Source organism: Aeromonas salmonicida, from assembly GCF_028355655.1.
In the GTDB taxonomy this organism is placed as follows: domain Bacteria; phylum Pseudomonadota; class Gammaproteobacteria; order Enterobacterales; family Aeromonadaceae; genus Aeromonas; species Aeromonas salmonicida.
This window is the reverse complement of sequence record NZ_CP110645.1, coordinates 19,242-32,557: the sequence shown is the minus strand read 5'-3', so window position 1 is coordinate 32,557 and position 13,316 is coordinate 19,242. Positions and strand designations below refer to the sequence as shown.

Sequence of the window (13,316 nt, the reverse complement as noted above, 5' to 3'; positions counted from 1 at the left end):
CGCCAGAAAGCGAAAAACCCCGCCGAAGCGAGGTTTTTCTGAATATGGTCGGTGATAAAGGATTCGAACCTTTGACCCTCTGGTCCCAAACCAGATGCGCTACCGGGCTGCGCTAATCACCGAGACAATTTTTTCACTGCAACACTCTTTCAAAACACCAAGACAACCACTTTCGGTCATCTTCATCACACAGCAAGTATGGTGCGAAGAGAGGGACTCGAACCCTCACACCCGGGGGGCACTAACACCTGAAGCTAGCGCGTCTACCAATTCCGCCACCTTCGCATACCTGACAAGCTGTAAAATGGGGTGGCTGATGGGGCTCGAACCCACGACAACCGGAATCACAATCCGGGACTCTACCAACTGAGCTACAGCCACCACAGCTGTTTTCGTTCCACAACACGCCCGTTTAACCGGCGCACTTTAAATGGTGCGCCCGACAGGATTCGAACCTGTGACCTCTGCCTCCGGAGGGCAGCGCTCTATCCAGCTGAGCTACGGGCGCTACGCTGTCGAACGGGGCGCATTATTGATGATGGGGGCAGGCTTGTCTACACTTTTTTGCTCCTGCCAAATCAACCGCTTGTTTTTCCATCGTTTATGGCGCTTTTTCACCATTTTTGTTTCATTCAGGCTGGATCCAGCTCTGCAACGCTAATTTGTTTCCCCCCTAATGGTGATGCATCCAGTAGTGGAACTTGACTTGCTTCAATGCCCCCCTAAAATGAATGAACGTTCATTCAGCCGTTGTGATAATCGAGTCATGAACAAGAAAGAACGCATTTTCAATGCGGCTCATGAAATACTCGGCGAGCAGGGTTTCCACGGTCTGTCCATTGCCGTGGTAGCCAAGAAAGCCAAGGTGGCGGCGGGCACCATCTACCGTTACTTCAGTGACAAAGATGATCTGATCCGCCAGCTCTATCAACACAGTATCCTCCAGTGTCATCCCCTGGTCATGGAAGGTGTGCAGATAGATGAGGTGTCATTTCAGCAATTTCGGCGTCTGTGGCTCAACATCCACGCCTTTTTTGCCGACGACCCCAACGCACTCAAATGCAAGTTGCAATATGAGTGTTCCCCACTGGGAGCCGAACTGGAGAAAGACCCGGTCATCATGGCCGCCTGGGCGCCTCTGGATCGTTTCTTCGAGCAGGGACGTGAACAAGGTCTGTTTATCGATCTACCCGTCCGGGCACTGCAGGTGCTGAGCCTGGACTGTGTGGGGACTCTGGCGCTACAACGCCAGGTTCATCACTTTGAGCTGACGCAAGAACAGCTGGAAGCCGCGATCCGGGCCAGCTGGAATGCCATATTAACCCCCAACTTTTCCACCTCAGGAGCCTGTTCATGAAAAAGTGGATGGCCATCATGTTGCTGATAGCGCTCGCCCTGTTTGGCAGCGTCATCGGCTTCAATATGTTCAAGCAGAAGAAGATTGCAGAGTTCATGGCCAACCGGCCAGAGCCCGAGTTTCCGGTCACCGCCATGGTCACCAAGGCCCAGGACTGGGTTCCGACCATAGAGGCAATCGGCTTCATCGAGCCGAATCAGGGGGTGACGCTCTCCACTGAACTGGCAGGCACAATCGATGCCATCACCTTCGAATCGGGCAAGCCGGTCAAGGCAGAGCAACTGCTGCTGAGCCTGGACTCCAGCGTGGAGAAGGCCAATCTGCAAGCCTCCCTGGCCAAGCTGCCAGCGGCGCGAGCCAAGTTCGAGCGTTTCCAGAACCTCTACAAGAAGAGCTCCATCTCCAAGGATCAACTGGATGATGCCGAAGCCAGCTACCGTTCACTGGAAGCGGATATCGACAGCCTGAAGGCAACCATTGCCCGTCGCCAGGTACGCGCCCCCTTCGGTGGCGTGGTCGGTCTGCGTAACGTCTTCCTCGGCCAGTACCTGCAACCGGGTACCGACATAGTGCGGCTGGAAGATACCAGTGTGATGCGCCTGCGCTTCACCGTGCCCCAGACCGATATCTCCAAAATTACTCTGGGCCAGACCGTCAAGATCAATGTGGACTCCTATCCGCAAGTGCAATTTGACGGGCATATCACCGCCATTGAACCCGCAGTCAACTACCAGAGCGGCCTGATCCAGGTACAGGCAGACATCCCGAACAACGGCGGTCAGCTTCGTTCCGGTATGTTCGCCCGCGCCAGCATCATTCTGCCCACGGTGAAAGACCAGGTTGTGATCCCGCAATCCGCCATCTCCTTCACCCTGTATGGCGAGAACGTCTATGTCATTCATGAGGCGGACGGCGTGAAACGGGCCAAGCAGGTAGTAGTCAAGGCGGGTGAGCGTCGCGGCAATGACGTGCATGTGCTGTCCGGCATCAAGGCTGGAGACCAGATAGTGCTGTCGGGTCAGGTTCGCCTGAGCAACGACACCAAGGTGCGCGTGGTCGAAAACGATGCCCTGGCCGTTCCGGCACAAACCCCGATGCTGTAAGCGCGGAGATCTGCAATGCGATTTACTGACATATTTATAAAACGGCCTGTGCTGGCGATCTCGCTCAGCTTCCTGATCGCCCTGCTGGGCTTTCAGGCCATCTTCAAGATGCAGGTGCGGGAATACCCCGAGGTGACCAATACGGTGATCACGGTCAGCACCAGCTACTATGGCGCCAGTGCAGACCTGATCCAGGGATTCATCACCCAGCCGCTGGAGCAGGCGGTGGCACAAGCCGACAACATCGACTTCATGACCTCCTCCAGTCAGCTGGGCAGCTCCACTGTCACGGCCTTCATGAAGCTGAACACGGACCCCAACGCCGCGCTCTCCGACATACTGGCCAAGGTCAACTCGGTACGATCCCAGTTGCCGAAAGAGGCGGAAGACCCTTCGGTCACCTCCTCCACCGGCTCGACCACGGCAGTGCTGTATCTTGGCTTCACCAGTCCAGAACTCAACTCCAGCCAGATCACTGACTATCTGGAACGGGTCATCAAGCCGCAGCTGTTCACCGTGGGCGGTGTGTCCAAGGTTGACCTCTACGGTGGGGTCGAATTTGCCCTGCGGGTATGGCTGGATCCGGCCAAGATGGCAGCCTTCAACCTGACCGCCAGCGACGTGATGACTGTGCTCAACAGCAACAACTATCAGTCAGCCACCGGTCAGGCGACGGGTTACTTCACCCTGTTCAACGGCAATGCCGAGACCCAGGTCAGCGATACCGACGAGCTCAAGCGGCTGGTCGTCGCCACCCGTGACGGCAAGGTGATCCGCCTCTCCGACATCGCCAAGGTGACGCTGGAGAAGAGCCACGACATCTACCGCGCCAGTGCCAACGGTCGCGAAGCCGTGGTCATGGCGGTCAACGCAGCACCGACTGCCAACCCCATCAACATCGCCCACGATGTACTGGAGTTGATGCCGAGCCTGAAGAGCAACATGCCGAGTACCATGCAGACCAATGTGCTGTATGACTCAACCATCGCTATCAACGAGTCCATCCACGAGGTTATCAAAACCATACTGGAAGCAGCTGCCATCGTGCTGGTGGTGATCACCCTGTTCCTTGGCTCCTTCCGTGCCGTCATCATCCCGATCATCACAATACCGCTCAGTCTGATCGGCGTAGTGATGATGATGGATCTGTTCGGCTTCTCCATAAACCTGATGACCCTGCTGGCCATGGTACTGGCCATAGGTCTGGTGGTGGATGACGCCATAGTGGTGCTGGAGAACGTCGATCGGCATATCAAACAGGGGGAGGAACCCTTCCGGGCCGCCATCATAGGGACCCGCGAGATAGCCGTGCCGGTTATCGCCATGACGGTCACCCTGGCGGCTGTATACGCGCCGATCGCCCTGATGGGCGGCATCACGGGTTCCCTGTTCAAGGAGTTTGCCCTGACCCTGGCGGGGGCAGTATTTGTCTCCGGCATCATAGCCCTGACCCTGTCGCCCATGATGTGCGCCAAGATGCTCAAGGCCAACGAAAAGCCGGGCAAGTTCGAGAGCACGGTTCATCACCTGCTGGAACGGATGACAGACCGCTACGACAGCATGCTGCACGCCGTGATGCAAAAGCGCATCGTGGTCCTGGTGTTTGCCGTCATAGTGTTCGGCAGCCTGCCGCTGCTGTTCAAGTTCATCCCCAGTGAACTGGCTCCGTCAGAGGACAAGGGGGTTATGGCCGTGCTGGGTACGGCACCGTCCAACGCCAACCTGGACTACATCGAAAACACCATGGCGGACGTGAACAAGATCCTGGATGAGCAGCCGGAAATCGCCTACTCCCAGGTCTTCTCCGGTGTGTTCAATGCCAACCAGGCCTTTGGTATCGCCTCCATGGTGCCCTGGAGCCAGCGTGAAGCGAGCCAGAAAGAGGTATTGGACCGGGTTGCCAATCTGGTGAAAGACATCCCCGGCATGGCCATCACCACCTTCCAGTTCCCGGAACTGCCAGGTGCGTCGAGCGGTCTGCCGATCCAGTTCGTCATCACGACGCCGAAGAGCTTCGAGAGCCTGTTCCTGATCGCCGGTGAGATGCTCGCAGCCACCCAGGCCAACGGCCAATTCGTCTATTCGGATCTCGATCTGAACTACGACTCCGCCACCATGAAGATCAAGATCGACAAGGACAAGGCGGGTGCCTACGGCATCACCATGCAGGACATAGGTATCACCATGGGCACCATGATGGCGGACGGTTACGTCAACCGTATCGATCTGGATGGCCGCTCCTATGAGGTGATCCCGCAGGTCGAGCGCAAGTACCGCATGAACCCGGAATCCATCAAGGGTTACTACGTGCGGGCGGCTGACGGTAAATCCATCCCGCTGGGGAGCCTCATCAGTATCGAAGTGGTCGGTGAGCCACGTGCCCTGCCCCACTTCAACCAGCTGAACTCGGCCACCATAGGCGCAGTACCGGCACCGGGCGTGGCCATGGGAGATGCAATCAACTGGTTCAAGGCCACAGCCGAAGAGAAGCTGCCGCAAGGCTATCGCTACGACTTCATGGGTGAAGCCCGCCAGTTCGTGACCGAGGGCAATGCGCTCTACGCCACCTTCGCACTGGCCCTGGCCATCATCTTCCTGGTGCTGGCGATCCAGTTCGAATCCGTGCGTGACCCCCTTGTCATCATGGTATCTGTCCCTCTTGCCATCAGTGGCGCCTTGATTGCGCTGGCATGGGGCATGGCCACCATGAACATCTACTCCCAGGTGGGCCTTATCACCCTAGTGGGTCTGATTACCAAGCACGGTATTCTGATCTGCGAAGTGGCGAAGGAAGAGCAGTTGCTGCATGGCATGAACCGGATGGAAGCCGTGATGCAGGCAGCCAAGGTGCGTCTGCGCCCCATACTGATGACAACGGCTGCCATGATTGCGGGTTTGATCCCGCTGCTGTATGCCGCGGGTGCCGGTGCGGCCCAGCGCTTCAGTATCGGTATCGTGATCGTGGCCGGTCTGGCGATCGGCACCATCTTCACCCTGTTCGTGCTGCCGGTGATCTATACCTACCTGGCCTCCGAACACAAACCCCTGCCGGTGTTTGATGAATCCATTCCGCCCAAGGCGAAAGGGAGTCACTGATACCCAAATTGACTGCTCAAGGCCCCGTTTCGGGGCCTTATTTTTATCACGCTAACGAAACACGACATAAGTGCATGAAGCAGTTAAACTAAATGGCAATATATCCAGACCGCAAGGACGCCATGTCAGGACTCTTCTCCAAGACCGCGCAGGCCGTCGGCCGCAACGGACTCTCATACCGACTGCTCTCCTATATTCTGGTGTGCAGTACCGTATTGGCGATGATCATTACGGTGCTTCAGCTTGGCTGGGATTACCGCAAGGATGTTGCCGTCATCGAAGACAGCATCGGCCAGATCGAAGCCTCCTTCCTGCAGCCCATCGCCGCCAGTTTGTGGAACCTGGATGAAGAGCAGGTCAAGGTGCAGATCGAAGGCATCATGAACCTGCCCAACATGCAATTCGTGATGGTCAAGGAGATGCTCGGCAACTCGGAAGTCCCGCTGTTGACCCAGGGGGTCGAACGGGAAAGCTACGACATCTCCCGCGAGTTCAACCTCACCTATCAGGGTGAAGTGGTTGGCAAGCTCTTCGTCGCCGCCTCCCTCGAGCAGATCTATCAGCGCCTTATCGAAAAATCCGTGCTGATCATGGTCAGTCAGACCATCAAGACGCTGGTGGTCTCATTCTGCATCCTGATCATCATTTACTATCTGGTGGTTCGTCATCTCAACCGCATCGCCAACTACGCCCAAAAATTCAATCTGGACAGGCTGACAGTCGAACTGACGCTGGAAGGCCGCCCCCTGCCCCGCAAGAAACCCGACGAACTGGATACCCTGGTTGCCACCCTCAACCAGATGCGAGCACGGCTGAACGATGAGTTTGCGGCGCGCCATCAAGCGGCAGAACAGCTGCAACAGGAGCGGGACTTCTCGGCAACGCTGATCAACTCGGCCAACATGGTCATCTGTTGCATGGAGCCGGATCTCAACATCGCCAGCATCAACCCCGCGGCCATACTGCTGACCGGCTATCACCAGCAGGAAATATTGCAGCACAACTGGCTGGATCTGTTTGTCAGCCAGGAGCAGCGGGAAGACCTGACTCTGACCCTGGCCGATCATGGCGCCATTGAGGACAAAGAGGTCATCATGCATGACCAGCAGGGCCATGAGCTGGTGCTGCAGTGGACCTTCGCCCCCTTTTACGAAGGCCCCAATCTCAAGTATCTGATCGGATTCGGTTATGACATCACCCGCCTGAAGAAGGTTGAGCGAGAGATCATTCAGCTCAACGAACTGCTGGAAGGCAAGGTGGTGGAACGGACACGTAGCCTGAGCGATGCCAACAACCAACTGGGCAAGGCGTACGACGACCTGAAACAGGCGCAGCAAACCCTGGTAGAGTCGGAAAAAATGGCCTCACTCGGTTCCCTTGTCGCAGGGGTCGCCCACGAGATCAACACCCCTATCGGCATCAGCGTCACCGCCTCCTCCTATTTGCAGGAGCGAGTGGCTGACTTCAAGCTGCACATCGACTCCAAACAGCTGTCGCGCTCTTACCTCAATGAGTTCACCGTCAACCTCGATGAATCCATGCAGTTGCTGCAGAGCAACCTGAGACGCGCCTCGGAGCTTATCGCCAGCTTCAAGCAGGTGGCAGTCGATCAGTCATCGGAAGCACGCTACAACTTCAGCCTCGCTGACAACCTGCATCAGGTAGTGGTTTCCCTCGGTCACAAGCTGAAAAAAGCCCAGTGCGAAGTGGATATCCAGTGCGATCCCAAGCTGTCCATCTTCTCTTTCCCCGGCAGCTTTACCCAAATCTATTCCAACCTGATCCTCAACTCCATCAACCATGGTTTTGATAACTGGGACAAGCCCAAGAAGATCACCATCAAGGTGGAACAAGAGGGTGAAGAGCTGCTGATCAACTACAGCGACAACGGCCGCGGCATACCGCCGGAGATATTGCCGCGCATCTTCGACCCCTTTGTCACCTCCAAGCGAGGCCAGGGCGGCAGCGGGCTCGGCACCCACATCATCTACAACCTGGTGGTGCAGTTGCTGAAAGGCCGCATCAGCTGTGCCAGCGAACCGGGCAATGGCGCCCAGTTCCATATTCGCCTGCCAATCCAACATAACTGAGTGCTGGCTCTTGTGAGCCAGCCGCTTTATCCCCATCATGCTGTGATTGCCTTCTTAATGAGCGGAGAATCTCGCAATGGCACAGCATTTTGACTATATCGCCATCGGCGGCGGCAGTGGCGGTATCGCCTCGGCGAACCGGGCTGCCATGTACGGCAAAAAAGTTGCCCTGATTGAAGCCAAAGAGTTGGGGGGAACCTGCGTCAACGTCGGTTGTGTACCTAAGAAAGCCATGTGGTATGCAGGCCAGATCGCCGATGCCCTGAAATATGGCGCCGATTACGGCTTCGATACCACACTCAATCAATTCAGCTGGGCCAAGCTGGTCGAGTCCCGCCAGGCCTATATAGGCCGCATCCATCAGTCCTACCAGAATGTGCTGGGCAAAAACCAGATCACCGTCGTCAAAGGCTTCGCCCGCTTCGTCAATAGCAACACGATCGAGGTCAATGGTGAACAATACACGGCCGATCACATACTGATCGCCACCGGTGGCCGCCCTGAAGTACCCACTATTCCCGGCGCCGAACTGGGGATCGACTCTGATGGTTTCTTCGATCTGCAGGCACAGCCCAAGCGGGTTGCCGTGGTCGGTGCTGGCTATATCGCCGTCGAAATTGCTGGCGTGATGCAGGCCCTCGGCAGTGAAACCCATCTGGTGGTTCGCAAACACGCGCCGCTGCGTAACTTCGATCCCATGATCCACGAGACCCTGGTGGAGATCATGGCGCAAGAAGGGCCCAAACTGCACACCCATGCCACTCCCAAAGCGGTAATCAAGAACGTCGATGACAGTCTGACACTGCAGCTGGAAGATGGTCGCCACCTCACGGTCGACTGCCTGATCTGGGCCATTGGCCGCACGCCAGCCACCGACAATCTCAACCTGACAGCAGCCGGCATCGAACTGGACGACAAGGGTTTTATCCCGACCGACAAGTTTCAGAACACCGACGTCGCCAACGTCTATGCGGTGGGTGACAACACGGGTCGCATCCAGCTGACCCCGGTGGCCGTCGCCGCAGGTCGCCGCCTCTCGGAGCGGTTGTTCAACAACAAGCCGAACGAGCACCTTGACTACAATCTGGTGCCGACAGTGGTGTTCAGCCACCCCCCCATTGGCACCATAGGCCTGACCGAGCCGGAGGCCATCGCCGAGTATGGCGAGAGTCAGGTGAAGGTGTACCGCAGCCAGTTCACCGCCATGTATTCGGCACTGACACAGCATCGCCAACCCACCCGCATGAAACTGGTCTGTGTCGGGCCGGAAGAAAAAGTGGTCGGTCTGCACGGCATCGGCTTTGCCATGGACGAGATCCTGCAAGGCTTCGGTGTCGCCATGAAGATGGGCGCTACCAAGGCTGATTTCGATAACTGCGTGGCCATTCATCCCACCAGCGCGGAAGAGTTCGTGACGATGCGCTAAGCCTCTCACCCTTTTCCTATCAACCCGGTCCAGGCCGGGTTTTTTCATATCTGCCCTTCGCCAGCCCGACAAACCCTCGCTTTTTACGCCGATTTTACGCCCGCCCCATGCCGCTTTATGGCGCCTTTACGCCTGTTTTACATACCCTTTCAGCGTCAACTACACCAACGGAGTCGATGCTGTTTTACATCGACTCTTGCAGCTAATTATTTCAATGGAGTCGATATGAATTGGCTATATCTGCTGCTGGTCCTCGCCCTGATGGGTTATCTGTTGCGCGCGTTAACGCGCAGCCACGAGTGAGGGATCTGATATGTGGCAAGAAGTGATCTATCCGGTAGCCTTTGTGCTGCTGGTCCTGCTGCCAGCACCCCTGCTTGGCAGCTATATGTATCGGGTGTTTGAAGGCAAGAGCCGCTGGCTGTCGCCGATCGAGCGCGCCACCCTGGCCTGCTGCGGCACGGACGGACGGGAGCAGGATTGGAAGTCCTACGCCCTCAGCCTGCTGGCCTTCAACGGTGCCGGTTTCGGTCTGCTGTTCCTGATCCTGATGGCACAAGGCCTGCTTCCCCTCAACCCGCAGCAATTGCCAGGGCTGAACTGGGAACTGGCCTTCAACACAGCGGTCAGCTTCATGACCAATACCAACTGGCAAGCCTATTCCGGTGAGGCCAGCCTCTCCTACTTCAGCCAGATGGTGGGGCTTACCACCCAGAACTTCGTCTCCGCCGGTACTGGTGCAGCCGTTGCCGTCGCCCTGTTTCGTGGTATCTCCCGCCAGCAGACCATTCATCTAGGCAACTTCTGGCAAGATCTGGTGCGCTTCTGCCTCTATGTGCTGCTGCCACTGGCGCTGATCATGGCGCTGCTGCTGGTGTGGCAAGGTGTGCCCCAGAGTCTGTCTGCCTATCTGCCGTTCCACAGTCTGGAAGGTCAGGAGCAACTGCTGCCGCTGGGCCCAGCTGCCTCTCAAATCGCCATCAAGCAGCTCGGTTCCAACGGTGGTGGCTTCTTCGGTGTCAACTCGGCACATCCGTTCGAGAACCCGACAGCCCTCTCCAACTGGCTGGAGATGGTCACCCTGCTGACCATTCCCGCCGCGCTGGTCTGTACCCTGGGTCGCTATGTGAAGGACACGGGCCACGGCCGTGCCATCCTCACCGCCATGGCCTTGCTGTTCGTGCTGGGGCTCTGCCTCTCCCTTTCCCAGGAGATGAAGCTGGATCCCAATCTGGCCCATATCACCAGCCAGGCAGGCAACTGGGAAGGCAAGGAGAGCCGCTTCGGCCCCGTGCTTTCCAGTATTTGGGAAGTCGCGACCACTGCTGCCTCCAACGGTGCAGTCAACTCCATGCATGACAGCTTCACCCCCCTCGGCGGCATGGTCGGCATGATCAACATGCTGCTCGGCGAGGTCATCTTCGGCGGCGTGGGCTCGGGTATCTACGGCATGATGCTGTTCGTGCTGCTGACCGTGTTCCTCTGCGGCTTGATGGTGGGACGCACCCCGACCTATCTGGGCAAGCGCCTCGGTATCACTGAGATGAAATGGGTTGTCGCCAGCATGCTGGTAATGCCAGTCGGGGTATTGGTGTTAGGCGGGGTCACTCTGCTGATGCCGGATGCCAGCACCATCATTGGTCATGAAGGGCCCCACGGGCTGTCACGGCTGATCTATGCCTATGCCTCGGCAGCGGGTAACAACGGCTCTGCCTTTGCTGGTCTCGCAGCCGCCGATAGCTGGCAATGCATCGCCATCGGCCTGGCCATGCTGCTCGGTCGCTTCGGTTACATCATACCTGTGCTTGCCATCGCTGGTCAGCTTGCCCGAGCCCCGCGCCAGGAGACGGGTGAGGGTGACTTCCCGATCCGCGGCCCTCTGTTCATCACCTTGCTGATTATCACAGTGTTGCTGATAGGTGGGCTCTCCTTCCTGCCGGTACTGGCACTGGGCCCGGTAGCCGAGCATCTGAGCCTGATGCAGGGAGCGTTCTGATGAACGACGCCAGCGCGATCACATCACAGATGCCAATGGTCAACTATTTGATACTGGGAGCTTTTCAATGAGCAAGTCCATATCCATCACAACCCATGCCGACAAGGTGAAGGGTAAAAAGCAACGCTCGCAAATCGTGCAGGCCATGGCCGAAGCGCTTTACCGCTTCAATCCCAAGGCACTGTTTGGCAGCCCTATTCTGTTCACACTCTGGCTGGCTGCCGTCATGGCAACCGTGGAGTCCCTGCTGGGGCAGCCCTTGTCTGGGGTCGCCCCCAGTCTGGCCTGGCAGCTGACCGCCTGGCTGTGGCTGACCCTCTGGTTTGCCAACTTCGCAGAAACTCTGGCCGAAGGTCGTGGCAAGGCGAGAGCCGACAGTCTGAAGGCGGGCATGAGCCAGCTCAAGGCTCGTCGGGTGACCGATGCCAAAGATGGTCAGGGCGAATGGGTGCCTGCCACCAGCCTGCTGAAAGGCGATCTGGTGCTGGTACGCAGCGGCGAGATGATCCCGGCCGATGGTGAAGTGGTCGCCGGTATCGCCTCGGTCAACGAAGCCGCCATCACGGGGGAATCTGCCCCCGTCATCCGCGAATCCGGCACCGACCGCAGTGGCGTGACTGGCAACACCACAGTTGTCTCCGACGAGATCTGGGTACGCGTCAGCAACAATCCGGGTGAAAGCACGCTGGATCGGATGATAGCCCTGGTCGAAGGAGCCAAGCGCCAGAAGACCCCGAACGAGATGGCGCTCGACGCCCTGCTGGTGGGTCTGACCCTGATCTTCCTGCTGGTGGTGGCGACCCTGCCCTGGTTCCTCAACTACAACGGCACCCAGGTACCCAGGCTCTATCTGATCGCCCTCTTCATCACCCTGATACCGACCACCATAGGCGGTCTGCTCTCCGCCATCGGTATCGCCGGTATGGACCGGCTGGTGAAGCTGAACGTGATAGCCAAATCAGGCCGTGCCGTGGAGGCCGCCGGTGACGTGCGCACCCTGTTGCTGGACAAGACAGGCACCATCACCTTCGGTAACCGCATGGCAGACGAGCTGATCCCGGCACCAGGGGTGGATCCCTCCTTGCTTGCCCAGGCGGCCATGCTGGCCTCCCTTGGCGACAATACGCCGGAGGGCAAGTCCATCCTGACCCTGGCGGGCAAGAGCATGGCCAAGCCGAGCCAGCTGGAGAGCGACAAGGTGATCCCCTTCAGTGCCGAGACCCGCCTGAGCGGTCTGGATCGCAACGGTCACCAATATCGCAAGGGGGCTGTGGATGCAGTGCTCAACTACCTCTCTCTCGACCGCAAGGCAGTGCCAGAGGTAATCCTCAAGTCGGTGGATCACATAGCTCGCCAGGGCGGCACGCCGCTGCTGGTCTGCACCCACGAGAAACTGCTGGGAGTCGTGTTCCTCAAGGACATCATCAAGCCAGGCATCAAGGCCCGCTTCCAGATCCTGCGTCACATGGGGATCCGCACCGTGATGATCACAGGTGACAACCCGCTGACCGCCGCCGCCATCGCTGCCGAAGCCGGGGTGGATGACTTTATCGCAGAAGCAACGCCGGAGAAGAAGCTGGCTTATATTCGCCAAGAGCAGGCGGACGGACGTCTGGTGGCAATGTGTGGTGACGGTGCCAACGATGCGCCCGCGCTGGCACAGGCTGATGTGGGCCTGGCCATGAACGAGGGCACCCAGGCCGCCAAGGAGGCGGGCAACCTGGTGGATCTCGACTCCAACCCCACCAAGCTGCTGGACGTGGTACTGGTCGGCAAGCAGTTGCTGGTGACCCGGGGAGCATTGACAACCTTCTCCATCGCCAACGACGTGGCCAAGTACTTTGCCATACTGCCGGCCCTGTTCATCGCTGCCTATCCGCAACTGGGTGCGCTGAACCTGATGCAGCTGGGTAGCCCCGAAAGCGCCATCTTGTCAGCCATCATCTTCAACGCCCTGATCATTGTGGCGCTGGTACCGCTGGCCCTGCGCGGTGTCAGTCTGAAGGGAACGGCTGCCAGCCTGCTGCGCCGCAACCTGATGATCTACGGTGTCGGGGGTCTGCTGGTGCCCTTTATCGGCATCAAGTTGATCGATCTGGTCATTACCGGCCTGGGCTTGGTGTAGGAACAAGGGCGCAACGCGCTGAATCCATGGTGTCCATGGCCTGCTGGTGCACCCGATTAATCGGCATCAAGCTGATCGACTTGGTCATCACAGGCCTGGGTCTGGTGTAACGACATAGCGGGG

Annotated in this window: 7 protein-coding genes and 4 tRNA genes; 7 read left to right on the top strand and 4 right to left on the bottom strand. The window is 58.0% G+C overall.

The window, feature by feature from the left end; all coding sequences use genetic code 11:
* Positions 1-45: 45 nt before the first annotated feature.
* The 4 genes from ONZ54_RS00145 to ONZ54_RS00130 all read right to left on the bottom strand — a co-directional run bounded on the left by ONZ54_RS00145 (position 46) and on the right by ONZ54_RS00130 (position 508).
* A tRNA-Pro gene (locus ONZ54_RS00145) sits at positions 46-122 on the bottom strand.
* A gap of 77 nt (positions 123-199) precedes the next feature.
* Positions 200-285, bottom strand: a tRNA-Leu gene (locus ONZ54_RS00140).
* A gap of 20 nt (positions 286-305) precedes the next feature.
* Positions 306-381 (bottom strand) — tRNA-His (locus ONZ54_RS00135).
* A gap of 50 nt (positions 382-431) precedes the next feature.
* Positions 432-508: transfer RNA gene (locus ONZ54_RS00130), tRNA-Arg, on the bottom strand.
* 258 nt (positions 509-766) lie between these two features.
* Here ONZ54_RS00130 and ONZ54_RS00125 point away from each other — a divergent pair.
* The 7 genes from ONZ54_RS00125 to kdpB all read left to right on the top strand — a co-directional run bounded on the left by ONZ54_RS00125 (position 767) and on the right by kdpB (position 13,193).
* On the top strand, positions 767-1,357 hold the full coding sequence (locus tag ONZ54_RS00125; RefSeq protein ID WP_058395525.1) for a TetR/AcrR family transcriptional regulator: 591 nt from the start codon (positions 767-769) through the stop codon (positions 1,355-1,357).
* On the top strand, positions 1,354-2,460 hold the full coding sequence (locus ONZ54_RS00120; RefSeq protein ID WP_011898205.1) for an efflux RND transporter periplasmic adaptor subunit: 1,107 nt from the start codon (positions 1,354-1,356) through the stop codon (positions 2,458-2,460). Before ONZ54_RS00125 ends, ONZ54_RS00120 begins: the two co-directional genes overlap by 4 nt.
* A gap of 15 nt (positions 2,461-2,475) precedes the next feature.
* A complete protein-coding gene (locus ONZ54_RS00115) occupies positions 2,476-5,556 on the top strand; it encodes a multidrug efflux RND transporter permease subunit (RefSeq protein ID WP_058395526.1) in 3,081 nt (1,026 codons plus the stop codon).
* A gap of 92 nt (positions 5,557-5,648) precedes the next feature.
* Positions 5,649-7,646: an ATP-binding protein gene (locus ONZ54_RS00110; protein ID WP_271787224.1), complete on the top strand. Its 1,998-nt coding sequence runs from the start codon at positions 5,649-5,651 to the stop codon at positions 7,644-7,646.
* Positions 7,647-7,722: 76 nt separating this feature from the next.
* A complete protein-coding gene (gorA, locus tag ONZ54_RS00105; RefSeq protein WP_271787223.1) occupies positions 7,723-9,072 on the top strand; it encodes a glutathione-disulfide reductase in 1,350 nt (449 codons plus the stop codon).
* A 313-nt stretch (positions 9,073-9,385) separates the two neighbouring features.
* Complete coding sequence (kdpA, locus tag ONZ54_RS00100; protein ID WP_096119790.1) at positions 9,386-11,068, top strand: potassium-transporting ATPase subunit KdpA; 1,683 nt, start codon at positions 9,386-9,388, stop codon at positions 11,066-11,068.
* A gap of 67 nt (positions 11,069-11,135) precedes the next feature.
* Positions 11,136-13,193, top strand: a complete 2,058-nt coding sequence (gene kdpB, locus ONZ54_RS00095; protein WP_042873548.1) for a potassium-transporting ATPase subunit KdpB — start codon at positions 11,136-11,138, stop codon at positions 13,191-13,193.
* Positions 13,194-13,316 lie beyond the last annotated feature (123 nt).